This window comes from Lysobacter sp. Soil_N_51 (genome assembly GCF_057655755.1).
Map to the genome: position 1 here is coordinate 172,180 of NZ_JBDGLR010000012.1, position 24,113 is coordinate 196,292.

The following is a 24,113-nucleotide window of genomic DNA, read 5'->3' on the forward strand; positions in this document are numbered from 1 at the left end:
GCAGGACGGCGCGATGTTGGCAAGACACCGGAGCGTCGTCGTTCATCGTTTCGGCGGCGGCAGCGTTTCGGGAATGGCCTGCCAGAACTCGCGGGGAAATCCCGTTTCCATCTGCGAGCATTCCCACCAGTCGGGATTGACCGACTCGATCAGGCGGCGTTGCCAGCGATGCGGCCAACGCCGAATCTGCGCCGCGCGCGCGAGCGCGTCCGAACGCGTTGACATTCGCTCGAACCAGACCAGGCAAAACGCGGGCAGGTAGATATCGTCGGCCGCGCACGTTCGCTTGAAATGCGTTTCCTTGACCTCGCGCATCACGTCCGCGAGCAGGCCGCCCACGCCGATCACGTACGGGCCGGCGCGTTGATCGGCGAGCAAATAGACCATGTACGGCGCGGTGGACACGTTCATCCTGCCGTCCGCCTACATGCGCGGCCCGCGACTGGGATCGTCGGGGTTGCGCTGCGCCGCGTCCTGCGCCAGTTGCTGATCGCGCTGCTGATTGAACGCCTGCGTTTCGCGCACGGTGTCGTGCAGGGCCGGCGACGGTTCGCCGAGCGAGACGCCGGTATGAAAGCCGGGAACGTCCTTGCCTACCCACAGCTTGCCGTTGGCGGCACCGATCGGCCCGATACTTTCGGCGTCGGGTATGCCGTTGCGTTTGGCCGCTAGCATCAACGCCGCCACGGTTTCGTCCGGCACATCGGCCGATACGTTTCCACGAATCTTCGCGAACATCGCTTGATCGTTCGACGACAACCGCGACACGTCCATCGTCGAACCGCCGCGCGCATGCATCTCGGCATCCGCTGCGGTCGGCGCGCGCGGCGCCGGCTCGGCTGCGGCATGCTCCATGCGCGGGATGGGCGTGGATGAATCGGTCGTTTGATCCGCCGCGTTCGGTCGGGCGTCACCACGCGGCGCGTTCCCCACGCCAGCTTCGGCATGCCCGACGACATCGTGAGCGGGCGCCGTTTGCGCCGTTTGCGCCGGTTCCGTCGTTGTCGCCCGCACAACCTCGCGCACGGATTCCCGAGCCGGCGCCGACGCGTCCTGGTCGGCCGCCTTGTGCGACTCGATCCGCGCATGCTGCGCCGCCAACATCGTCTGCTGCGTCGTCGGGTCGGCCACGCCGGTATCGGGCAAGCCCCGGTCGCGTTGAAACTGGCGAACGGCCTGCTCGGTGGCGGTGTCGTACTCGCCATGCTGCGGCAGCGGCGTGCCGTCCGGGCGCTGGTAGCCGACGCGCTGCAGCCGATACTGCAGCAGTTCCACGTCTTGCCCCTGGTCGCCACGCCGCAAGCTGCCGTCGTCGAGGGCGACCTCCTGGGCCGGTGCCGCCATCGATGGCGTCGCCTGATGATCGCGGGTCGCCGTCGCCCCATCCGGCGCGGGCACCGCCGCGGACGCGGACAAGGCGACCGTTTCGGTCTCGTGCGTAGCCGATGCAAACGTAGAGATCGGCTCAATGATCGGTGCGCTCTGGTTCGCTTCGGCCATTGCCCACGTCGGCGACGCCGCGACGACGCGTGCCGGCTCGGGGCTTGCGACGACGCGTACGGCGTCCGCGTCCCGGATCGGTGCTGCCGCCGCGGCTACGGCCGCGGGCGCCGTCATCACGACCGGCGGCTCGGCTTGCGGTAGCTCGCTCCTGGATTGCGTGTCATTGGCGCGGGGCTGCGTCGCGTGCAAGGTCCGCGCCGTTTCAGCCGCGAGCGCGTCGGCCGGCGGTTTCGTCGGTGCAGGCGATGGCGCTTGCGGTTCGCGCGCCAGCTCAGGCGCGCGCTGCACCCGTCCCCGGTCCGTATCGGCAAGACCGACGGCAAGCTCCGGCGCGCGGTCCGTCGCGATCGCGCCCGCCACCGCTTGCTTCGCCGCGTCCTGCACGTCGTCGCGCGTCAAACCCAATCGGTTCGCTTCGCGCACGACTTGTTCCAAAGCTTCGTGTTGCCGCGGCGACAGATTGGCGATTCGCAGTTCCGGCGCTTCCGGAGTAGTCGGCGGCGGCGAGCGCAAATCCAGCATCGCCAGTTGCACGTCCAAGGGGCTGGTGACGGCATGAACCCGATTGGCGCCGTCCGCGTCGCGGCCGATGTGTTCGATCGGACTGTCGATGTCGTAGCCGCCGCCCGCGTTGCGCCCCAGGTGCAGCGACGTCGTCAGCGGCGCGACGCCGTGCTCCTGCTGGCTGCGCCTCACCGCTTCCAGCGCCGCCTCGAGCTGCTCCGGCTTGGGGCTGACGTTGTGAGCCTTGTACGTCGCCAGCAAGTCGGCCCGCTCGATGTCCTCCAAGGTCGGAGGCTGGCGCTGTGGAATCGCCGCGACTTGTTGCTCATGCTGCGCCAACTGCGGTTGCAGTACCGCGCGCGTGCTTTCCAGTTCCTGACGCAGGTTGCCGGCCGCGACCACGGACTCGCCGTTGCGTTGCCACTGCCCATCCGCCGTGCGCTGGTACAGCTTCCCATCCGAGGCGACCAGCGAATCGTCCCGCCGCGCCGATTGAATGGACGGCGGCACGCCGCCGAACCGCTCCCAGCCCTCACTGCGATGCACCATCTCGTAGCGCGCGGCCATCGGCGCGGGGCCGTTGGCGATGTTGTCGCGAATCACCTGCGCCGACGCGCGATCCAGTTCGGCCGCGCGCTCGGCGCTGGCGGAATCGACCCGGATCATCGGCACGCCAGGCTGCTCGAACCCCACGATCACATTGCGCGCCCATGCGCCCGTTTGCGGATCACGCTCCCAATCCGCGCGCCGCAAACTGGCCGGGTCGCCTTCCGCGGCAGCTTGCGAATACGGATTGCGCGGTGGCGGCAACGTTCCCATCGCCAATTCTGTCGCGACGTTGCTGGCGCGATAGTTCAGTTCGTTCGCCTTTTCCGGATCGGCGGAAAACGTCTGCATGACGGGCTTGTTCTGGCCGTCGTCGAGCAGATCGCCCAGATCCTGCCGCACCCATTGCCGCCCGTTCGACTGCCAATGAACGCCGTCACGGTCGGTCTGCTTGAAGGTCTTGTAGCTGTCGAGCACGTCGGCGACATGCTCGCCTACATGGCTGCCCGCCACGGCCGCGCCGCCGATCACGATGAAGCCGACGACACCGGGGCCGCTTGCGGCAGCGGTGGCGACCAGACCTGCCGTCCCGCCGCCGATCCAGCCGCCGGCATTGCGCGCCACGGCGTGTTGGGCTTCGGACTGCGCAGCCGTCGGATTGTTCTGGTCCAACTGATCCGCGGCGCGACGGGCACTCAGGCTCACATCGATCCCCGTCGCCAGCAGGCCCCCGGAACGGAGCAATGTGTGCCTGGGTGACTCGCCGATCAACAATTCAGTTGCGGCAAACCCGCGCTGCCCGTTCGGACCGCGCAAGGAGACATCGCCCTCGGCCAGATCGGCGGCGGCGCCGGACAACGACGGATCGAATGAGTTGAGACGCGGGCTTTCCTGAAAGACGGACTGCGTGCGGTAGCCCGCCACATGCTGCTGATACTCCGCCTCGGTGATGAAGTTGTCCCGATACGACTGATCGAGCAACTCGGCGGTGGTCCTGGTTTGCAGACCGGGCAATTCTTGTTGCAGCTGACGCTGTATTTGCGGCGAGGCGAAGTGCTTGTCGTCCGACCAGATGGTGACGTTGCGGCCTTCCGCCTGCTCGCGGGTGGCGATTTCTATCAGGGAGCGTTCGCCTGCGTTCTTGGATAGTCTTTTGTGTTCTTGAGGGTCGATGACCGAATCCAATAGCTGTTCTGTCTCGGGAGAGCTAAGAACCGGAATTCTGCGATCGACGATATACCGCTTAAATTCGAGTTCGAGAGGGCCGAAGTAAAGCTCATCTCTAACAGTCTTGGATATGGCGAACTGATATTCTCCTGCTCTGGCGGCCAGCCGGTAAGTATCCAGCAACTCTGGACCACCGGCACGATACGCATAAATGAGGCTGTTCGTATCCGCCAAAAGAAAATTTGTAGCCATCTGATCCTCCTTGATCAGGTCAAGCAGGATCTAACGTAGTGGCGAAATTTGCTGAAAAGCTCGGAGCGATCGTCGGAATCCAAATCAGGTATCCATTCCCTCATGACGCGACGAATGTCCCAGGCAAGCTCCGCATCTATCTCATTTAAATCTTTCTCCTGCCGTAGGAACTCGGCATAGTCTTCCGGCCTTTTTTCCTTAAAATACTGCGCGAATGCAGCTACCTCATCATCCCGCCATTTCCTTAGTTGAGCCTGCTGCGCAGTGGCCATTGTGTAACTGGCCAATATCGCTTCGTAAATGGCGTCGTCACTCGCGCGCTTCTTCCCGGGCCCGGTGAGTACCTCAACTATTTCGGCTTTGAGCCTTTCATCTTCCAGTGAGTCGATCTTGGCTTGCAGTTCAGGGCTGATGCTCATGGTGAAACGTCCTCTACTATTGATCCATTAGAGTCTGACTTAACATAGTTCCGAAACTGCCGGAACAGCTCGGACCGGTCGCCAGAGTCTAAGCCCGGAATCCATTCCCTCATTAAGCGACGAACATCCCAAGCAAGCATTGATTGGATCTCGTTGAATTCCTTTTCTTGCCGCAGAAATTCAACATAGTCGTTCGGCAACTTTTCCTTGAAGTACTCCGCAAAGGCGGTCACTTCGTCAGTCCGCCATTCCCTCAACTTCGCCCGTTGCTCCCTGGCCTTGGTGTAACCATCCAATATCGACTCGTAAATGGCCTCGTCGCTTGCGCGCTTCTTCCCGGGACCAGTAAGAACATCGATGATTTCGGCTCTGAGTTTTTCGTCCTGTAGTGCATCGATCTTGGCTTGCAACTCTGGGCTGATGGACATGGCGTAACTCCCTGAGATCTGACTCTTCTTACCTAGAGAGAGTCAGGTGCGGCTCGTATCGCTCAAGAATCAATTTGCCGATTGCATACTTGTTGATCAATTCAAGCATGATCTAACATGCTGACGAAACTCGCTGAATAACTCAGAGCGGTCGTCGGAGCTCAAGTCATGCATCCATTCGTTCATGAGACCAACAACGCCCCAGGCGAGTTCTGACTGGATCTCATTGGATTGCTTTTCTTGTCGCAGAAATTCAACATAGTCTTCTGGTCTTTCTTTAAGAAAGTACTGTGCAAAAGCTTCGACTTCATGGTCTTTCCATTGCCTCAGCCGGGCCCGCTCTTTTTTAGCAGTTGTGTAGCCAGATACGATCGATTCGTAAATCGCATCATCAGGAGCGAGTTTCTTCCCGGCGCCTGTAAGCACTCTCAAAATCCTGGCTCTGAGTTTTTCGTCCTCTAGTGCATCTATCTTGGCTTGCAATTCAGGGCTGATGGACATGGCGCGGTTTCTTGAGGTCCATTTTTCCTGGTAATTCTCTGACGATGAGGCGTCAATTCGTGCAACGTGATGTATTTTGTCGCGGAACAAAAAAATTGCGAGCTAGATCTTCTATTGCGTTGATATACAGACGCCGCAAATGGAGCCTGCTGATCAGCTTAAATGCGACTTTGCATAGCCGCGAAATCTACTGAATAGCTCGCTACAATCAGCTGAATTGAGTTCTGGAATCCATTCCCAAATAAGCTGGCGGACTCCCCAGGAAAAGCCAGCTTCAATCTCGTTGAAGTCCCGTTCTTGTCGTAGAAATTCAACGTAGTCTTCCGGTCTTTTTTCCTTGAAGTACTCAGCAAACGCTTCGATCTCGCCGTCTTGCCACTTCCTCAGCAGGGCCTGTTGGTCCGTTGCCTTGGTGTAAGCGGACAGGATGGTCTCGTAAATATCCTCATCCGTCGCCCGCTTCTTTCCCGGCCCTGTAAGAACCCGAAGAATTCTGGCCTTGAGATCTTCGTCTTCCAGTGCGTCGATCTTGACTTGTAATTCAGGGCTGATAGTCATATCGAAAACGTCCTTGGTGCTTGCGAAGGCAATCCATTGCTGCCGTTGAGTCGAGGCCCGCTTCAATGCGAAACCTGATCTGCCGCGAGGGCATCCAAGCCGATGGTTCGGATCAGGCTGGAATGCCGGCATTCGACATGTTTGAAGTGCGAGTGCGATGCCGTTGGAAGCTTGTACCGCTGGCCAAACGGGAGTCAAGACCACTCATTTGTTTCTTTGGACAGCATCGGCGTACAGCGCCAGCAAAATATGTGCCGTACAACCAAGCGCGACCTAACTACGGATTGCTGCGAGTTACCCTAGTTTGTCTTGATGAAAGATAGGCGCGATGCGCGGACCGATCTCAGCAAACATTGTGCTGTTGCGATTGAGGCATGAGAAGAAGCTAGGGTTGATCGCTTTCGCCCCATGCCTGAGCAGTAACGCATTCCTGGATAGGCGCGCCTGGACACTTTGCGTGTCGCGCCCAATACTGCGCAAGCCGAAAAATCAAGGACGACTCTATGAAAAGCAAGAAACCTTCCCAGGTACGCATCGCTGTCGCGTTGTTTTACGTCGCATTGGTGCTCACGCTTGCCGCGCCCTTCATCAGCTCCGACTTCGGGCCGCGTCCGCCGGGCGTCGTGATCGCGGTGCGTGTGGTGGCGGCCCTGTTCACGGTGTTCCTGATCGAGTTCATCTCCATCGGAAAGAACTGGGCCCGCATCACCTATCTGGTTCTCACGGTCCTTGCATTGCCGGCACCGTTTATTGCCGCGAGGCAGGGCGTTTCGATTTCCAATGTCGCGGTGGCCTCCATCGCCGTTCAACTACTCGCGCATGGTGTTGGCCTGTACTTGCTGTTTACCGCCCCTGGAAAGTCCTGGTTCGCGCCATCGGGGCGGTGAGCGCGAACGTCTGGGGTGGTTGAGAGCATTCGCCATATGACGGCAGAGCGTTGATGTTTCCGCGTGATCGGATCGGTCCTGCGCGAAACACGAGTCGATCTGCTGCGCGAGCGTTGGCGCATGGACCGAAGGCGTAAGGCATGAATCGCAACACGCGTCACATCGCGTCATCGAATGCGACCGCGGGGCTGAACCGGACAGGTTCGACGTTTTCGAATACGCGAGATGCCACACGACCTTAACTTGAGTGCGAGCAGGATCGGGCGAAGCCGATTGTCGGCATGTACGCCCATTCAGGAGTCGCATTCATGGCCGCCAGGAAAACCCCCAGCCCCGCATCGCCCGCCAAACCCGCTCGCGCCAGCAAGGACAAGGCCAGCCAGAGCAGCGCCAACAAAGCCGACCGCGATCAACGCGGCAACGGCGACGAGCTGCACCGGCAGGCCTCGGGCAAGCATCCGCCGCTGACCACCAACCAGGGTCTGCCGCTGTCGGACAACCAGAATTCGCTGCGCGCCAGCGAGCGCGGGCCGACCTTGCTCGAAGACTTCATCCTGCGCGAGAAGATCACCCATTTCGATCACGAGCGCATTCCCGAGCGCATCGTGCACGCGCGCGGTTCGGCCGCGCACGGCTATTTCGAACTGACCAAGTCGCTGAAGAAGTACACCACCGCGCAGATCCTGACCGAAGTCGGCCAGCGCACGCCGCTGTTCTGTCGCTTCTCCACCGTCGCCGGCGGCGCCGGTTCGATCGACACGCCGCGCGACGTGCGCGGGTTCGCGGTCAAGTTCTACACCCAGCAAGGCAACTGGGACCTGGTCGGCAACAATATCCCGGTGTTCTTCATCCAGGACGCGATGAAGTTCCCCGACGTGGTGCACTCGGTCAAGATGGAACCCGATCGCGGATTTCCGCAGGCCGGCAGCGCGCACGACACGTTCTGGGACTTCATCTCGCTCACGCCCGAAGCGATGCACATGATCATGTGGGCGATGTCCGACCGCACGATTCCGCGCTCGCTGCGAATGATCGAAGGCTTCGGCGTGCACAGCTTCCGCCTGCTCGACGCGCGCGGCGCCTCGACCTTCGTCAAGTTCCACTGGCGGCCCAAGCTGGGCCTGCAATCGACGCTGTGGGACGAGGCCGTCAAGCTGGCTGGCGCGGATCCGGATTTCCATCGCCGCGATCTGTTCGAAGCGATCCAGAACGGCGACTTCCCGGAATGGGAACTCGCGGTGCAGCTGTTCACCCAGGAACAGGCCGATGCCTTGCCGTTCGATCATCTCGATCCGACCAAGTTGATCCCGGAGGAAACCATTCCGCTGACCGTGATCGGGCGCATGGTGCTGGATCGCTGGCCCGACAATTTCTTTGCCGAGACCGAACAGGTCGCATTCTGTCCTTCGCACATCCTGCCGGGCATGGATTTTTCCAACGATCCGCTGCTGCAGGGGCGGTTGTTCTCGTACCTGGACACGCAGTTGTCGCGGCTGGGTTCGCCGAATTTCCATCAGTTGCCGATCAACGCGCCCAAGTGCCCGTTCGCCAATCAGCAGCGCGACGGCCATATGCAGATGCAGGTGCCGAAGGGCCGGGTCAATTACGAACCCAGTTCGCTCGATCCGACCTCGCCGCGCGAAACCCCGGCCGGTTTCCGCAGTGCGGCGGTGACCGGCGATGACGGCGCCAAGGGCCGTATTCGCGCGGAGAGCTTCGCCGATCATTACAGTCAGGCGCGGCTGTTCTACCGCAGCCAGACCGCGCCTGAGCAGGCGCATATGGCCTCGGCGCTGGTGTTCGAACTGTCCAAAGTCGAAACCGCGCACGTGCGCGAAGCGATCGTCGGGCATCTGCGCCACATCGATGCCGATCTCGCCAAACGGGTCGCGCACGGGCTGGGCCTTGAGCGTCTGCCGCCCGCGCCGCCCGCGGCGGTGGAACCGGTGGATATGCCACCTTCGCCGATGCTGCAACTGATCGGCAAGATGAAGGACACCTTGGTCGGTCGCTGCGTCGGCATCCTGATCGACGAAGGCTCCGACGCGGCCACGCTCAAAGCCTTGCGCAAGGCGGTCGAAGCGGCCGGCGCGCGGGTCAAGATCGTCGCGCCGAAACTCGGCGGCGCCAAACTCAGCGACGGCAAGCAACAACCCGCCGATGGACAACTGGCTGGCACTCCGTCGCTGGTGTTCGACGCGGTGGCGCTGGTGCTGTCGCAAGCCGCGGGCAAGCGCTTGGCGAGCGAAGCGGCGGCGGTCGATTTCGTGCGCGACGCATTCGGCCATCTCAAGGCGATCGCGCTCGACGACGGCGCGCGCCAGGTATTGGCCGCGGCCGGCATCAAGCCCGACGACGGCGTTGTCGCCGCGGACAAGGCCGCGGCCTTCGTCAAGATCGCCAAGACGCGGCAATGGGATCGCGAGGCGGGGCTGCGCACCTTGGCGTGAGGTTCGCGGTAAATGTCTGCCTTTCAGCTGCGAGTTCGGCGTTCATGAAGCGCTGGGAAGAATTTGGCTCGCAAAACAAAAGCACGCCCGGATAGCGACGCGCATGGATGCGCGTCGTGCGTCAATGCGGCGGCGTTGAAATATGCGCAGTAGTTGCATTTTCGCGGTCGCGGCTTACGCCGCTCCTACAGGCAGGCTCTGTAGCTTTTGTTCGAGTTCGAAGCTGCGCAGTTCATCCAGCGCTGCGAAGACGGTCAACAGGTAATCAAAAATAACGCGTCCGTCGCACGACAGCATCCAGCCCGATCATGCATTATCGTGCGTATCGACCCGTCGCGCGCGAGGATGCGCCAACCCCATGACCGATCGCGAACGCCGCCAGTCCGCGCAAATCGTCAGCCCGGTCGGCCTACGCGCCGGCTTGAGCCCGGCCCAGCTCGATGCACTGACCATTCTGGAACAGTTCGGCTGGACCCTGCGCTTCGTACGGCGACCGATGTTCCTCGATCCGATCCCCGTGGTGTTCAATGCCGACGGCCAGCGCTTCGTCGTGCTCGAAGTCGACGGCAGCCTCAACGAAAACCCGGGCTTCAAGATCCGCGACTAACGCGAACGGATCGGCGAATCCGCATGCGTACACTGCGCCAACCGATACGTCACGTAGCGGTCGTACAAGGTCGTGTGCAGATTATGCAAGGCCAGCTCGATCCGGAACGGCGTGCGCGGATTGCGGTCGAGCAGGCGGGCGATATGGAAGCCGACCGGCTTGACCCCGAGCTTGTGAACATAGATCGCGAAACCGCGATAGAACGGATCGGCAAGCAGGCGATCGATCTTCGCGACGGTGACGCGCGCCTCATCCGATAGCGCGGCGCGCAACACGGGATCGCGCTCGTACAGCAGACGCTCGAACAAACGTTTCGACTTCTCCAGCTTCAGCGATCGCGCAAGCGCCCAGATTTCGCGGTTGCGGTCGTTGTAGTGCTCGAAGCCGTGATGACGGCGCAGCGCCGCCGCGGCCTGCGCGCTGACGTCGTAGACGACGAAGTTCTCGGCCTGGTTGTTCAGATCGTCCAGGCTGGCGCGGTCGAACACGTGGAAGACGAAGCCCGGCAAGCCCATGAACGCCTGCCGCCCGCTGGCCGCGGCCGCGCTGGCGCGGCCGTCGTGGGTGAACTCGCCGGCGGAGGTGCCCAGCAGAATGCTGCGCGTGCGGTGCAGGCGATTGAAGGTGCCGATGACGATTTCGTCGGCGTCGAACTGCCGGTCGAAGCCATCGCGGCCGTACAGCTCGGCCTGAGTGGCGTATTGCGCGACCTGCCGGCCGACGCCGCATTCGGCGCGGATCCGGCCCTCGTAGAAGGCGTCGATCGCGCGCGAATTGCCGTCGCGAGGCCGATAGCCGCGGCCGAACAAGGCGATCGGCGTCCAGCCGTCGTGCGCCGATCCACTCGGGCCGAAGCCGATCCAGCCGATCTGCAGGGCGGTAAACGCGAAGCCGCGGTTGTCGACCAACCGGTCGACCGCGCGCCGCGTCGCCGCGCCCAGGGTGAAGCCGTAGCCGCAGTGGGTGGCCGGATGCCGCAATAAACCGTCGAACACGCGCTCGCGTTCGCTTGCAGCAAGATCGGCGGGCATCGCAACGGTCAGATCGCCGGCGGCATTCGCCTCGGCCAGATCGCGCCGGTCGCAGGGATGGCCCGGATGGATCTCGACCGTTTTGGCGTCGGAAGCAAGGAAACGCCAGCCAAATTCCTGCAGCACGCGTTGCTTGCACGCTGGCGTACCGGCCGCCGCGGCGACCGAACCGGCGAACGACATCGCGAGCGCCGCGATGACGGCGGCGCGGATGGGAGCGTGCAGCAGGCGAATGCGCTTGATCTCCGTGGAACCGGCGGAATCGGTATCCAAGCAGCCTACGGTGGCGCAGTGAAGAGAGCATTAAGCGCAGGTGCGGCGCGGTTCGCGGCGACCAGTCACTGCTGGAAAATCCGCATCGCGCGTCAGCTCGCTATTTCCAGGCGGGAGTCTGCGTGATCGGCAGCACGGCCAACACCACGCGATGGTCGCGCACCGCCTAGTCCACGCGCTTCTACCAGCGTTGCGCGATCTTCTCCTGGATGTTCGCGATGCCCATCTGCTGGCTGAAACCCGATTCGGTCAGCGCGCGGAGGCAGGCCAGGCCTTGATCGTCGTACGGCAGGACGCGCAACGATAGCGATATCGCCGGTGGCTCAGGCGTTGGCCCGGTCGCACCGCGTTACTTCAGGATTTTGCCGGCATCGATCACATCCACGCCCTGCATCTGCCCGAGCAGGTTGTCGAACCAGGGCTTGTGCGTGGCGCCGACGATCGAAAGCACGCGTGCGCCGGGGTAATCGCTGAATGCCGCGCGGATATTGGCGACCATGCGCAGATTGCGCGCCTCCCAGCCGGCCACGTACAGCTGGCCGTAGTGCTGCGGCGAGGTTTCGCGCATGGCCGCGCCGAAGTCGGCGTCGATCTTCAGGCGCTGCGCTTCGGGCGTGTTGATCAGACGGTACAGCGCCAGCATCTGCGATTGCTCCGACAACGTGTCCAACTGTTTGCGCGAGGCCAGGGCCGCCGCGCCGGCGCTGTCCCAGGCCTTCTGGATCGCCTTGCCGTAACGCTCCGGATCGTCGACGGTGATGTTGTCGCCGGTGTGGTCGTCGACCGCGTACAGCCGTTGCAGCCCCAGCCGCACCGCCAGCGGCGCGGCGATCTGGAAGCTCTCGTTATTGCGCGTTTCGAACTTCCGCAGCTGCGCCACCAAGGCCGCGTCCAGGCCGTCGCCGACACGGCGTTCGGACGTGGGCAGGTACAACCACTGCACGAACGCCGAAGCGCTATCGTTGGCGGCCAGGAAGGTCGCCGCCAATCGCCGCCGCTGCGCCGGCGTGGGTTGCGCCGGCCAGGTCTTCAAGGTCTTGCGCACTTCGGCGATGGCCGCGGGCACATCCAGCCCGGTTGCGGCCCGCGCGGGCGCTGGGTCGCGGCAGTACGGGCGCATGTCCTCGGGCGCGTACACGGCCGGGTGGCGCGCGGTGAGGTCGCAGCCCTCGCCGGAAATCGCTTCGATGGTGATGATTTCGGGCTTGAACGCGGCGAGCCGGTCGAGCACCGGATCCAGCGACTCGGGCTTGAAGCTTTTCGGCATCTCCGACAGATGCACCGAGCCCAGCACCAGCACCTGCGCGCGCGGCCCGGCCATGCCGGTGTCGAGCTTGGACAGGTCGACTTTCGGCTGGGCCAACGCCGGGCCGAACAGACTCAGGGATAGTCCTGCGATGACGAGTAGTTTGCGCACGGTCTTGCTCCGATGGGCGATGGGGGTGAGGTTTACGCGCGAGCGGTTGCGGTGGCGAATCAACGCGCAGCCGCGCGCTGGGTCGGTTGATACAGCGCGGCGATCTGCGCAATGAAGCGCTCGGGATTCGCGCCGACCAGGTTGGTCAGCACGATCACCGCGAGCCGATCGTCCGGATAGACGATAAACGCCGCGCGCGCGCCACCGATACCCGCGCGTTGCGGATTCGCGGCCGTGCCGAGCACCGGCCAGCCCGCAGACCAGCTGCCATCGACGCCGCTGTTCAATTTCTCCGGCGTCCACATGCCGCGCAAGCTGGCGGCGCTGATCAGCCGGCCGTCCGACAGCGCGACGATCCAGCGCGCGACTTCGTCGGCGGTGGTCTGGATGCCGCCGCCCGCCCACAGGCTGGGCGGCATGTCGTAGAACCAATGCGAGAGGCGCTCGGCGCTGCCCGGGTCGTCGGTCTTGCGCGGGAAGTAGCTGTAGATCGTGGCCGCGCCGGGAACCAGGTCATAACTGTCGCCGAACTGCGTAGACGTCATGCCGACGACCGCGAACTGACGCTGCGCGAGGTAGCGCTCGTACGGCATCTTGCTCTGCCTGGCGATGATGCGGGCCAGCAGGGCGTAATTGACCTGGTTGTACTCGAAGCGTTCGCCGACGGCCGCCTGCATCGGCCGCTGGTACACCAGCGTCCACGCGTTCGACTCGGTGCCGCCGCCGATCAGTCCATGCTCATCGAGGATGTCGGGCAGCCCGGAGGTATGCGCGAGCAACTGGCGCACGCGCACCGCACGCCAGGCGTCGGGCAGATCGGCGAGATAACGCGATACAGGCGCGTCGAGGTCCACCAGCCCGGCTTCAGCCAGTTGCATCATCGCCACGCCGGTAAACGACTTGGTCGCCGAGTTGAGCGGGAACAAGGTGGTCCGGGTCGCGGGCAGGCGGTTCTCGACATTGGCCAGGCCGTAGCTTTCCGACAGCACCACCTTGCCGTCCTTGACCACCGCGATCTGCAGACCCGGAATGCGTCGCTCCTTCATCGTCTTTTGAATCAGTTGCCGGGCCTGCGCGTTGGCCTGGCCCAGGTCCGCGGCCGCCGCGCCGAGCCACGGACACGACAACAACATAGCGACGACGATCGTCATGACACGGTACGGTCCGGATGACATGCAGCTTCCTCGGGCGAGTTCGCCAGTGACAGGAAGGCTTGGGATGAGGCCGGCCGCGAAATGGTTTAAAGCGCTGCGCGCAGGCCGGCGATCGGATTCGAGGCGATCGCCCGCCATGGGCAGGGCTACGCTCGAATTGCGTGGATCGGCCCGTCGGTCCCTCGGCCTTGCGCGGCGCGGCGATACCGGTCGGCCGGCGGCGGCCGCGCGGCGACGACGATTTCAAGATCCGAGGCTTGCCGCGGTTTCGATAGCGCGCAATCACGGGTCGCTGTCTGGCGGCTCGTGAGTTGGCGGTTTGAACTGACAGGCCGGGCGCCGAAACGGTTCGAGCTGTCATCGCAGTGCGCACGGTCAGTCGGTCGCCGCGACGACCGCAAGAACCTCACGCCTGTCGGAACGACACCGCCAATGCCGGCAAGGCTTCGAGGAAATCGCGCGCATCGAACGCCTCGCCGGGCGCGACGACACCGCTCGCGTGGCTGCGACCGTCGCCGATGCGCTGCAGCGCTTCCACGATCAACGGCGCGGTGATCGCATAGATGTCGCGTCCGCTCGCGCTGGCATGGCGGGCTTGTCCGTTCCTGCGAATCACGGTGTCCATCATGAAGATCTGCGACGAACGTCCCTGCGCATCGGTCGGCGCCGGGGTCGGCGTGTCTGGATCGCGCAGATCCTTGAGCGGCGCGAGGTTCATGTACGAATGCACTTCCTCGCTGCGTACGTGCCGCGACAGGGTGATGATCTCCGACAACGGCACCGCGACCACTTCCTGGGCGGCGAACGGTTCCGGGAAACTCCATTCGCGTGTCGGCGCCGGATCGGCGACGAATGCGAGCGCACCGTTCGACACCACCCGGCGCCGGTAGTGATTGCGCTCGCCGGTCAGGCGCGTGCCGACGGTCGGATGCCAGCTGTCGAGCGCGACCGCGATCTCGATGGCCTCGGCGTCCGGCCAGTCGCCCAGCGCCGCGGTCGCGAGCAGGTCGGCGAGGCCGCCGTAGAACGCCATCGCCGGCAGGATGGTGATGCCGGCGGCTTTCGCCGGTTCGGCGAAGCGTTCGTAGATGTCGATCACCGCCTGCTGCTCGGCGCAAACGTCCAAATAGTGGATGCGTGCGCGCAGAGCGGCTTCGATCACTGGCGCCGCGGTGTCCAGGAACGGTCCGGCGCAGTTGATCACCGCCGCCGCGCCGGCGAACGCGCGGTCGAGCGAGGCGGCGTCTTCGATCGACGCGGGCCGTTGTTCCAGGCCGGGAAACGCGTGGCCCAGCACGGCCAGCTTGTCCGCGTCGCGGCCGGACAGGATCGGCGTCCAGCCGCGCGCGACCAGCTCGGCGACGACGAAACGACCGGTATGGCCATAGGCGCCGAACACGGTGACGGTTCGATTGGGGGTGCTCATGCGTTGCTCCGGGAGAGTTGTGCCACGGAGGCATCCGTGGCGCTGTTCGAGGCGTCATGAGACCAGTCGCGCGCGCAGGCGGCTATCGAAATCTTTAGCGATCCTTTCTCGCCGTGTCGGGGCCGCGCGGCCCGCTCCAGCTAGCGTTGCCTTCTTGGTTTCGCCTTGAGTTCGCCGCGCCGCCACTGCGCGTAGCGCTCATCGATCAGTGGCGCGATCGCGTCGTAGTTCGCCCAATCGTCCTGGGTCATCCGCGTGGGATCGTCCTGGAAATGGTTGGAGATCGCGAATGCCTTGTTGATGTCCGACACCCAGCGTTGCTCGTCCGGCAGGCCGATGCCGTTGTAGTACAAGGCCACGAACGCGAGGAACTGCGGTTGGATATCGCCGCTCCACAGCAGTCGCGCGCAGGGACCATGCAGAAAGGCCAGCGGCGTGATCGAGCGATCGCGCAGCGGTTCCAGCGCCTGCGGGTCGAATCGCCGCTCGTCCAGCAGGCCGTTCAAGCCGCACCAGACGGTGAAGAAGGCGTCCTCGACATAGACCAGCGGCTTGGTCTGTTCGTACTCGGCGTAGGCGGACACGAAATCCGACTCTTCATCCAGCTGCATCCAGATCCGGTCGAACGCGGGCTGGTCCTCGGGGAACAAGGCATGGCTGGACGTCGTCGCGGCGAGCTTCACCAGCGGGCCGGGCGCTTCCAAATTCCAGTACGGAATGCCATCGGATCCGCGCAGTTCGAAACTCGCGATCGCATCGAGCTCGGGCTTGCTCAGGCCCCAGCGCAGGCCGCCGGGCAGCGGGCCGGTGTAGGCCGGATCGATCATGATCTGGGTGATGTAGTTGATGTAGGCGCGCTTTTCCTTGCGCTCGGGCCAATACGGCCGGTGCTTCGGCGTCGGTTTGCACGTCACCGAAAGGCCGTGCTGTTTCGAGGCGGTGTGATCGTAGAGGTTGCGCGGCGTCACCGCGCGCAGCGGATTGGCGCCGATGGCCTCGATCAACGCCAGCGCGGGCGTGCTGTCGATGCGTTGTCCGATGGCGGCCACCATCAAGGTCCAGATTCGATCGTCCATCGACACGGTGCGTCTCCTTAAGCGTTCGGTTTGCGTCCATTCGACTGCGCGCGTCGCGATCGTCGCGATGCGCGGGAAGTGGGTAAAAGTACGCGATACGGCTCCTCATCGTCGAGCCTGCGTGCAAGGCCGACACGCGCCGTCCGTCACCGCAAGACCAACCCGTGTGGACACGATTTTCGCCCGGGCCTACCATCGGCCGGCCCGTCAATGAGTGACCGGGCGGTAGGGAAGCACACAACTAAACGGAGATTTTCATGAAGATGCAGCGACGCACCACCGCGGCCCTGGCCGCATTCGTCTTCGGCTGTTCGATGTTCATGAGCGCCAGCGCGGCCACCAATGCATGCACCCGTTGCTGGAACACCTACGATGCCTGCATCGCGGCCGGCGGCGGCATGCAATGCGAAACCAATCTGATCACGTGCCTCAAGCGCGGAGACGGCACCCGTCCCTGTCCGCTGTGACGCTTGCCGGTGACGCCCGCGGCCCGCATCGGGCTCGCGGGCGTCGCCTCGGCCGCCACAGTGCGGCTAGGGTTTGGAGTGTTTGGCTGAAGTGTCGACGGCGAGTTCGTACGCCGGCTTGGGATCGAACTTCTGCTGCAGGAACCGGCCGCTTTCGATCAGCGCCTCGGCATCGCCCGCGAAGGCCTCCTGCGCGATCTTCTTCAACGACGCATCCAGCAATTGCAGCTGATCGGTCAAGGTCTGCGCGGCGGTGCGTCCGTCCTCGAGCGCCTGCATCTTCGCGAACGCCGGCGGCAATCTGAGATAGCTGGCAAGCATGTCCGGCAGGTAGCGGCGCAGGGTTTCCTGGATGGTGAAGGCCGATTGCGCCGACAGCGCGCTGGAATCCTTCAACGTGCGCAGGCGCGGCAACAGCTCGCGCAAGGTGTTCTGGATGCTGCGCAACGATTCCAGCGCCGCGGCCGGCAGGGCCTTGGCGACCTGACTCACCAGTCGGTCCAGATGCTGCACCAGTTGGTCGGCGGAGATTTCGTTGTTCGCCACCGCATCGGCCAGAGTGCTGCGCGGCCAGCCGATCGCACCGGCCGCGTACAGTCCGGCCACGATCAACGGCCAGCCCGCGCCGATCACCCCGGTGAACAGCAACACCAGCCCGATCGCGCCCAGGCAGCAGCCGACGATATTGCGCGTGCTGTACAGGTACAGCTGCAGCTTGTTCGCGGTGGGAGGGGCGACTGGCTTATCCATCGATCGATGCTGTCACTGGTAGCCGCGGATGTCCTTGAACACCAGCGCGAGCGATTGCGATTTCGCATCGAAGGCCTTGCCGCCGGTGGCGTCGGCCAGCGACTTCATTTCCGAAGCGTCGGCCTCGCCGAAGATGATCGGAAACACCCGGATCGACTTGACCGCGTCGTCCTGGCGCTCGCGCCAGCGCAGAAATTCCTGCAGGTCGATGCCTTCGTTGTTCTCGCCGTCGGTCATCAGCACCACGGTGTAATAGCGGTTTTCCGGGCGGCTGCGTTTCTCGCTGGCGAGTTCGAGCAGAGCCTGGCGCACGCTGTCGTAGATCGCGGTGCCGCCGTCGGCGGCCATCGGTTCCACCGCGGCCTTGATCGCCGCGAGGGTCGCGCGGTTGCTGTCGGCGCCGCTGCCCATGTCGAACGTGCGGGTCGGCATCGGTTGGCTGGAGAACGGCAGCAGGCCGATGCGTTCGCGGTTCTGGAAGCGCGCATAACGCGAGCTCAGCGATGCGCTGTCGCCGCCGGCGAGGGTGTTCATCGCCGTCTTGAGCTGACCCAGGCGGTCGTCGCGTTCCATCGAGCCCGACAGGTCGAGCACGTAGCGCGAGGTCGACGGGATGCGCATGTCGGCGAGGAAACTGTCGAGCAGGCGATCGATGACCTGCGGCTGCCCGGGGAACGGCAATTCGATCAGGGTGCGGTTGGGAATCGTCGCCGCCGCGGTCGCGTCCGGACTGACCGGGCGACGCAGGGTCGCGGCCGACAGCTTGGTCTGGAATGCGGGCGAGCGCAGATACGCCACCAGGGTGTCATAGTCGCCGCGCTTGCCGGCGTCGAGCAGCATCAGCGGATAGTCGGCGGTGATGATGCCTTCCTTGGGATACACCGGCACCAGCGGCTCGGGCAGCTTGCCGCCGTGATTGAGCGACAGGATCACCGACTCGTAGTTGATGAGGCCGTCGGCCTTGGACGGATCGGCGGCGTAGGCATCGGCGAGCCAGCCCGAGGAGCCGGCGGTCATGCGCTGGCCCTGATAGAACGCCTTGAGCGCCGGATTGGCGACATCGGCTTCGGTCAGCGCATCGGGATTGGAGGCCAGCGCCGCGGCGATGCCGATCACCGCGGTGAAGCCGGTGTTGCTCGCGGTCGGATTGGTCATGCCGAAGGTGAAGCGGCCGCTGCCGGCGGCGTCGGCGATGTCCTTCCAGGTCGGGTCGGTCTTGTCCCAGCCCAATGCGGCGGCCTTGGACGCTTTGACGCCGAGGATCACCGGCGACAGCATGATTTTTTCCTGCGCCTTGATCCGCGACTTGAGCGTCGGGTTCATCGCCAGGTACTTGCCGTGACTCACCCACACCGCGTCGAACGCCTCGCCCGCGTTGAGCCGGTCGATCGCGTCGAGCGTGCCCGAGTAGGTGAAGCGCACATCGATGCCGGTCGCCTTGCGGATGTCGTCGCCGAGCTGGGTGTCGACGTCCTTGATCTCGGATCCGGCCAGCACGGTGAACGCGCGCCGCGGCGGGGCGTCGCTTTCGCTCGGGGCGCCGTCCTGCGCGCCGCCGCACGCGGCCAGCACGGATACGATCACGGCGGCGGCGAACAGGCGTAACAGTCGGGTCATGGCAGTCGTTCCTGACAAGGCGGGTGCTGGCGACGTCGCGGGTAAAATCAGAGCGCCACCGGACCGGCCGGCGCCGCGGTCGCCTGCTGCATCGCCGCGATCGCGGTGCCTTCGCGGTTCATGCGCGCCTCGCCCTTGTCGATCAGGGTCTTGAGGTTGCCGATGTTCACGCCCATGGTCTGTATCGCCTTGCCGCGGAATTCGTCCATGCGATCGAGCGCGGCGAAGGTGGTGTCGAACGCGGTCTGCAGCGCCTGCACGCCGATCAGCGGATTGCTCTGGAATTCGGCGACGCGGTCGACGTGCTGGCCGAACTGGGTCGAGGTCGAGGCGATCAGGCCCTCGATCGCCTTCGAGCTCGACGCCAGCGCATCCATCACCTTGATCTGATAACCCTGCGCGCGCGCCAAGGTCACCGCGATCGACAGACTGGACATGCCGATGGTCGCCATGCGGTCGCAGCCATTGCGCAATTCGCGCCCGGTCTTGCGCAGGCCTTCGAGCATCTTGTAGCCGTTGATGCACACCAGGATCTGGGTCTTGATGTCTTGGCTGGCCTGGCGCACATAGAACAGCACTTCCTGTTCGACCGCTTTGGCGCGCGCCGGATCGGTCGCCTTCAAACCGTCGATCGCCGCCGACAGCTTGGCGTCGAGTTCGTTGGCGAACAGGTCCGCGGCCTTGAGCCGGGTCAGCGCTTCCAGCAGCTTCTGCATGGTCGCGTACAGCGCCTGGTCGTCGCGCGCGAGTTCGTCCTGCACGCCGTACAGATGGTCGATGGTCTTGCGGATCGAATCGTCGGCCGCGTCGAACCGCAGCAGGTAGGCGCGCAGCTTGTTGCCGAACGGGATCAGGCCGAGCAGCTTGTGCACGCCGAGCAGGTCGCCTTCCTTCGAGGGGTTGAGGTCCTCGAACAGCATGCGCATTTCGCTCATTACCTTGAACGCCGGGCTGTCGGCGTCCTTGACGAAGCTCTTGTCGAGGAACTTGTTGGTCAGCAAGGTGCTGTCGCCGATTTCCTTGCGGCCCAGGCGGAACGCGCTGTCGACGCGGCTGCGGAAATCCTCCGAATGCGGATCGAGGGTCAGCAGGTCCTGGATGAAGCCGTCGGCCTGCGACAACAGCTGCGTGCGCAGCTCGTCCTTGAACGGGATCATCGCGCTGGCCTGATCGGGCTCGCGCACCACCGCCACCGGTTCGGGCATGTCCAGGGTCAGCACCGAGGTTTCTTGCGGCGTCTGCGACGAAGTCTGCATGGTCATGGGATCAGTGTCCGAGAGTGGATTCGATGCGGGAGATCATGCGTTCGAGCAGGTCGTAGGTCGGCGGATCGACCACGTCGACCAGGGTCTGCGGCACCTCGAGCTTGCGCGCCTTGGCCTGGGCGAACAGCGCGCTGTTGTCGGTGCCGCGCAGGCCGTAGCGGTGGGCGATCGCCTGGATTCGCGGGTCGCGTTCGAACACCTGCGCGAAACGCTCACCCTTGTCGCTGATCGCGACGATGGTGTGCTTGGTCAGGATGGTCGGCTGCGGGTACAGCAGGACCATGTTCGGGTCCACGCTGGGGTGCTTGAAGGCGTATTCGAGGAACTGCTGCTCGTAGATCATCACCAGCGGGCTCTTGCCGAGCTTCATGGTCACGTAGTCCTCGAACGGACCGGACGAACTGGCTTCCTGATAGCCCTGCTTGGCGAACAGGTGAACCAGGCGATCGGCGACGCCGTCGGCGACGGTTTCGGTATCGACCACGTTGTCGCCGTTGGCCAGATAGCTCGCCAGCGCCAGGTACATCGCCGCCGAGTTGCTGGTGCGCACGTCGGTGCTGGTGATCAACACCGACTTGCTGACCGCGTAATTCGGATTGGGCTGCAGTTCCTTCCAGCGCGCGCCCTTTTCCATCAGCTCGACCAGCTTGCGCATGTCGACGATGAAATAAGTGCCGCCCTGCTGGTGGACGATGCCGTTGCCCTCCAATGTCGGCAGCAGCTGCTTCCAGCTGGCCACCGCCATCGGCGTGTAGAAACTGTTGTAGAGGCGGCGCGAACCTGTGACCGCGGCGATCTTCTTGGCCGCGGCCGCGCCGGCGGGATAGGCGACGTCGAATTGCTTGAGGTCGGGGCGGGTCGCGATCTCGCGCGAGCCGGCCTTCTGCACGTCCAGCGCGATGCCTTCGCCGGCGAGGATGCGGGTCAGTTCGGTGTCGCGCAGGAACTCCAGCTTCTCCGAGCCGGTCAGCACCCGCACGGTGATCTGGCGCGCGGCCGCGGCGTTGTTCGCGGCGGCCTGCTGCGCGGCCTGGTCGTCGGCGCGCTTGTCTTTCGCCGAGAACACGACCCCGGCGGCCACGCCCAGCAGAAGCAGGACGGCCAGACCGGGTCCCAGGAATTTCTTCATCAGCACGTCCCCTGTGTGTCGATTGCGGATCAGCCCGATTGGCCGCGTTGGCCGCGGGTGTCGTCGTCGGCTTCCAGTCCGGCGATCGGAATCCCCTTGCTGCGGCAGTGTTCGATCGCCAGTCGTTCCATCAGGTTCGACATGCTGCGGTTCTCCATGCCCGCCGCGACCTCCAGCGCCTCGCGGACGCCCGGCTGAGTGCGGAAGGTGGTGACCACGGTGCGGTTGGCGGCTTTCGGCATCGAACCGAATACGAGTGAGTGCGCAATGACAGACATTGGACGCCGGTTGTATTTCAGTTTCATGGCGGCCGCGGCATTGGCCCAGCAATCGGCCATCGCCGCCGACACCTTGCCGCGCGTGCTCGTGCACAAGAGTCCGACCTGTGGCTGCTGCGGCCTGTGGGTCGAGCACCTGCGCCAGGCGGGGTTTCCGGTCGAAGTCCGCGATCAGGACAATATCCATCCGCTCAAGGAGCGGCTCGGCATTCCGTTCGGCAAGGGTTCGTGCCACACCGCCCAGATCGACGGCTATGTGATCGAAGCCCATGTTCCGGTCGAGGACATCAAGCGTCTGCTCGCCGAGCGTCCGCAGGCGCGCGGCCTGACGTTGCCCGGCATGCCGGTCGGATCGCCGGGCATGGAAATGCCGGACGGACGCATGGAACCGTACACGGTGGAGCTCATCGCTACGGACGGAAGCACCCGGCCGTTCGCCCAGCATGGCGGCGCAGGATCGCGCCGATCGTTTCGCCGTCGGCGCGCCGGGACCTCACGCATGCGGAGGTCCCGGCGCAATGGCGACGATGTTTCGACAGGCAAGCGGCCGAACACCACGCAGGCATCGCGGCACTTGTGCGGCGAGGTTGGCAACGCCGATGATCGCCGGCGCGCCCGCCTCGATGCGCAGCGCAATACGGTCCGTGCCGCGGCTGCGAGCTTGCGTAGTGCGCGACTGCATCCGCATTCCCCCGATTCGACCCATGGAGGTCACGATGTTGGCGTTTTCGCTGGTTCTGGCGGCCGCATCCGCGGTGGCGCCCGCCGCACCCGTCGCCGATCCGGCCACGATCGCCGCGATCGAAGCGACCTGCTTCGATTACGTGGACGGTCAGCTCGAAGCGAATCCCGAGCGGGTCGCGCGCGCATTGCATCCGGACCTCGCCAAGCGCGCGGTGATCGGCGACACGCCGTACGAGCGGTTGGGCCTGCGCCGCATGTCGAAGGAAGAACTGGTCGCGCTGACCAGGCAGGGCGCGCTGAAGACGCCGAAAGCGCAATGGGACCGCAGCTGCCGGGTCCTCGACGTGACCGACGAAGCCGCGTCGGTGCGCCTGGAAACGCCGTGGTTCGTCGACTATTTCCATATGGGCCGGTTCGACGGCAAATGGATCATCGTCAACGCGCTGTGGCACAGCAAGCCCAAGCGTCAGTGAGGCGAGCACGAGTAATCGGAGCGCCATGATCGATCTGCGCCCGCTGCGTCCGCTGCGGTTTTCCGCCACGCAAATCGGCATGCCCGATCGGCTCAGCGCGGCCAGCGGCATCGTGGTCGTCGGCGATGTCCTGTACGCGATCGCCGACGACGAATTGCACCTGGGGGTCTTCGGTCTCGCGGGGCGACACGATACGGGCTGGGTGCGGATCTTCGCGGGCGACTTGCCCGACGATGCGGCCGCGCGCAAGGCGCTCAAGCCCGACCTCGAAGCGCTGGTCCACTTGCCTGCCTTCGCCGGTTATCCGAGTGGCGCGCTGTTGGCCCTGGCTTCGGGCTCCAAACCGAATCGGCGCACCGGTGTGCTGCTCGCTCTGGATGCATCGGGTGGATTGCGCGGCCCGCCGCGGCCGGTCGATCTGACCGCGCCGTACGCGTCGCTGCAGGCGCGCTTTCCCGGCTTGAATATCGAAGGCGCGGTGGTGCGCGGCCAGGAACTGGTGTTGTTGCAACGCGCCAGCGGCGGGCATCCGGAAAACGCATTGATCGGTTGGCCGCTGGCCGATGTGCTGGGTGCCTTGGGCGGCGTCGATGAGTTGCGTCTGCCTGAGTTGCCCGCGCGCATCGTCAGCGTCGACCTTGGCCGGGTCGATGGCGTTCCAATGGGTTTCACCGACGGGTCGGTGTTGCCCGGTGGCCGGATCGTTTTCAGCGCGGTGGCCGAGAACGTCGACGATACCTATCACGATGGTCCTTGTATCGGCGCGGCGATAGGGGTCGTCGACGTCGAGGGGAACGTGCAGCGGGTCGAACCGGTGAATCCGGTGCAGAAGATCGAGGGGGTCGATGCGCGGATGGAATCGGACACCATCCGATTGCTGTTGGCTACGGATGGGGACGATCGCAGCGTTCCGGGTGGATTGTTCGATGCTTCGCTTGTGCTTTAGCCCCTGATTCGTAGTTCGTGAAGTGTGCGACGCATGTAACTCGCGTTAGCGAAAGTAAACCGGAAGCGCGAAGCGCGTGGGCAGGAGCCCGGCGGCATGGCAACATTATTGAAACCTGCGTCGTAGTCGAATTCCCGCGGTCGCGGCTTGCGCCGCTCCTACAGGCAGGCCATGCGGCTTTCGCTTGAGCTTGAAGTTGCGCAGCTCAACCAGCGCTGCGAGGCTCGCAACTCGCGTTAGCACCAGCACACCCGAAGGGCGGCGTGCAGGATGCACGCCGTGCGCCACCGGGACATGGATGTCCC

General features: G+C 64.2%; 23 protein-coding genes and 1 pseudogene. 7 read left to right on the forward strand and 17 right to left on the reverse strand.

What is annotated here, in order from left to right:
- Nucleotides 1–42: 42 nt before the first annotated feature.
- From AC3A4T_RS22275 to AC3A4T_RS22300, 6 genes are all read right to left on the reverse strand, one after another.
- On the reverse strand, nucleotides 43–378 hold the full coding sequence (locus AC3A4T_RS22275) for a GIY-YIG nuclease family protein (protein ID WP_487677405.1): 336 nt from the start codon (nucleotides 376–378) through the stop codon (nucleotides 43–45).
- 45 nt (nucleotides 379–423) lie between these two features.
- The gene (locus AC3A4T_RS22280) at nucleotides 424–3,972 is read right to left on the reverse strand and encodes a peptidoglycan-binding protein (RefSeq protein WP_487677406.1); all 3,549 of its coding nucleotides are present in this window, start codon (nucleotides 3,970–3,972) and stop codon (nucleotides 424–426) included.
- Nucleotides 3,973–3,986: 14 nt separating this feature from the next.
- Nucleotides 3,987–4,391: a hypothetical protein gene (locus AC3A4T_RS22285; RefSeq protein ID WP_487677407.1), complete on the reverse strand. Its 405-nt coding sequence runs from the start codon at nucleotides 4,389–4,391 to the stop codon at nucleotides 3,987–3,989.
- On the reverse strand, nucleotides 4,388–4,819 hold the full coding sequence (locus AC3A4T_RS22290; protein WP_487677408.1) for a hypothetical protein: 432 nt from the start codon (nucleotides 4,817–4,819) through the stop codon (nucleotides 4,388–4,390). The genes AC3A4T_RS22285 and AC3A4T_RS22290 overlap by 4 nt, the downstream gene beginning before the upstream one ends.
- A gap of 96 nt (nucleotides 4,820–4,915) precedes the next feature.
- Nucleotides 4,916–5,320, reverse strand: a complete 405-nt coding sequence (locus tag AC3A4T_RS22295) for a hypothetical protein (protein WP_487677409.1) — start codon at nucleotides 5,318–5,320, stop codon at nucleotides 4,916–4,918.
- Between the two features lie 153 nt (nucleotides 5,321–5,473).
- A complete protein-coding gene (locus tag AC3A4T_RS22300; protein WP_487677410.1) occupies nucleotides 5,474–5,878 on the reverse strand; it encodes a hypothetical protein in 405 nt (134 codons plus the stop codon).
- Nucleotides 5,879–6,381: 503 nt separating this feature from the next.
- Between AC3A4T_RS22300 and AC3A4T_RS22305 the strand changes: the two genes are divergently transcribed.
- The 3 genes from AC3A4T_RS22305 to AC3A4T_RS22315 all read left to right on the forward strand — a co-directional run bounded on the left by AC3A4T_RS22305 (nucleotide 6,382) and on the right by AC3A4T_RS22315 (nucleotide 9,822).
- The gene (locus AC3A4T_RS22305) at nucleotides 6,382–6,765 is read left to right on the forward strand and encodes a hypothetical protein (protein ID WP_487677411.1); all 384 of its coding nucleotides are present in this window, start codon (nucleotides 6,382–6,384) and stop codon (nucleotides 6,763–6,765) included.
- A gap of 308 nt (nucleotides 6,766–7,073) precedes the next feature.
- A complete protein-coding gene (locus AC3A4T_RS22310) occupies nucleotides 7,074–9,215 on the forward strand; it encodes a catalase (RefSeq protein ID WP_487677412.1) in 2,142 nt (713 codons plus the stop codon).
- A gap of 358 nt (nucleotides 9,216–9,573) precedes the next feature.
- Complete coding sequence (locus AC3A4T_RS22315; protein ID WP_487677413.1) at nucleotides 9,574–9,822, forward strand: hypothetical protein; 249 nt, start codon at nucleotides 9,574–9,576, stop codon at nucleotides 9,820–9,822.
- Here AC3A4T_RS22315 and AC3A4T_RS22320 read toward each other — a convergent pair.
- The 5 genes from AC3A4T_RS22320 to AC3A4T_RS22340 all read right to left on the reverse strand — a co-directional run bounded on the left by AC3A4T_RS22320 (nucleotide 9,819) and on the right by AC3A4T_RS22340 (nucleotide 16,205).
- On the reverse strand, nucleotides 9,819–11,126 hold the full coding sequence (locus tag AC3A4T_RS22320) for a hypothetical protein (protein ID WP_487677414.1): 1,308 nt from the start codon (nucleotides 11,124–11,126) through the stop codon (nucleotides 9,819–9,821). The two genes, AC3A4T_RS22315 and AC3A4T_RS22320, sit on opposite strands and share 4 nt — an antisense overlap.
- Nucleotides 11,127–11,475: 349 nt before the next feature.
- A complete protein-coding gene (locus AC3A4T_RS22325; protein WP_487677415.1) occupies nucleotides 11,476–12,543 on the reverse strand; it encodes a DUF5694 domain-containing protein in 1,068 nt (355 codons plus the stop codon).
- Between the two features lie 59 nt (nucleotides 12,544–12,602).
- Nucleotides 12,603–13,676 (reverse strand): serine hydrolase domain-containing protein, encoded by a 1,074-nt coding sequence (locus AC3A4T_RS22330; protein ID WP_487677428.1) that lies wholly within the window; start codon nucleotides 13,674–13,676, stop codon nucleotides 12,603–12,605.
- Between the two features lie 427 nt (nucleotides 13,677–14,103).
- Nucleotides 14,104–15,123 carry a saccharopine dehydrogenase family protein gene (locus AC3A4T_RS22335; RefSeq protein WP_487677416.1) on the reverse strand — a complete coding sequence of 340 codons (1,020 nt, stop codon included), beginning with the start codon at nucleotides 15,121–15,123 and terminating at the stop codon, nucleotides 14,104–14,106.
- A gap of 140 nt (nucleotides 15,124–15,263) precedes the next feature.
- A complete protein-coding gene (locus AC3A4T_RS22340; protein ID WP_487677417.1) occupies nucleotides 15,264–16,205 on the reverse strand; it encodes a hypothetical protein in 942 nt (313 codons plus the stop codon).
- Between the two features lie 251 nt (nucleotides 16,206–16,456).
- Between AC3A4T_RS22340 and AC3A4T_RS22345 the strand changes: the two genes are divergently transcribed.
- A complete protein-coding gene (locus tag AC3A4T_RS22345; protein ID WP_046658463.1) occupies nucleotides 16,457–16,666 on the forward strand; it encodes a hypothetical protein in 210 nt (69 codons plus the stop codon).
- Between the two features lie 66 nt (nucleotides 16,667–16,732).
- Here the strand turns inward: AC3A4T_RS22345 and AC3A4T_RS22350 are convergent, their stop codons facing one another.
- From AC3A4T_RS22350 to AC3A4T_RS22370, 5 genes are read right to left on the reverse strand one after another with little or no spacing between them, the layout of a single operon-like run.
- Entirely contained in the window at nucleotides 16,733–17,416 is a 684-nt protein-coding gene (locus AC3A4T_RS22350; RefSeq protein ID WP_487677418.1) for a hypothetical protein, read from the reverse strand.
- A 12-nt stretch (nucleotides 17,417–17,428) separates the two neighbouring features.
- Entirely contained in the window at nucleotides 17,429–19,033 is a 1,605-nt protein-coding gene (locus AC3A4T_RS22355) for a vWA domain-containing protein (protein WP_487677419.1), read from the reverse strand.
- A gap of 47 nt (nucleotides 19,034–19,080) precedes the next feature.
- Nucleotides 19,081–20,295, reverse strand: a complete 1,215-nt coding sequence (locus tag AC3A4T_RS22360) for a toxic anion resistance protein (RefSeq protein ID WP_487677420.1) — start codon at nucleotides 20,293–20,295, stop codon at nucleotides 19,081–19,083.
- A 4-nt stretch (nucleotides 20,296–20,299) separates the two neighbouring features.
- Complete coding sequence (locus AC3A4T_RS22365) at nucleotides 20,300–21,427, reverse strand: hypothetical protein (RefSeq protein WP_487677421.1); 1,128 nt, start codon at nucleotides 21,425–21,427, stop codon at nucleotides 20,300–20,302.
- Nucleotides 21,428–21,456: 29 nt separating this feature from the next.
- Nucleotides 21,457–21,765, reverse strand: a complete 309-nt coding sequence (locus AC3A4T_RS22370) for a hypothetical protein (protein ID WP_487677422.1) — start codon at nucleotides 21,763–21,765, stop codon at nucleotides 21,457–21,459.
- Here AC3A4T_RS22370 and AC3A4T_RS22375 point away from each other — a divergent pair.
- The 3 genes and pseudogenes from AC3A4T_RS22375 to AC3A4T_RS22385 form a co-directional block, all read left to right on the forward strand.
- Nucleotides 21,731–22,162, forward strand: a pseudogene (locus AC3A4T_RS22375) (DUF411 domain-containing protein); the annotation flags it as partial. The gene AC3A4T_RS22370 and the pseudogene AC3A4T_RS22375 sit on opposite strands and share 35 nt — an antisense overlap.
- A gap of 259 nt (nucleotides 22,163–22,421) precedes the next feature.
- Nucleotides 22,422–22,862 carry a nuclear transport factor 2 family protein gene (locus tag AC3A4T_RS22380; protein WP_487677423.1) on the forward strand — a complete coding sequence of 147 codons (441 nt, stop codon included), beginning with the start codon at nucleotides 22,422–22,424 and terminating at the stop codon, nucleotides 22,860–22,862.
- Between the two features lie 25 nt (nucleotides 22,863–22,887).
- Nucleotides 22,888–23,808: a DUF6929 family protein gene (locus tag AC3A4T_RS22385; protein ID WP_487677424.1), complete on the forward strand. Its 921-nt coding sequence runs from the start codon at nucleotides 22,888–22,890 to the stop codon at nucleotides 23,806–23,808.
- A gap of 105 nt (nucleotides 23,809–23,913) precedes the next feature.
- On the opposite strand, the gene AC3A4T_RS22390 is transcribed toward AC3A4T_RS22385, so the two are convergent.
- On the reverse strand, nucleotides 23,914–24,113 hold a 200-nt coding region (locus AC3A4T_RS22390), incomplete at its 5' end, for a hypothetical protein (protein ID WP_487677425.1).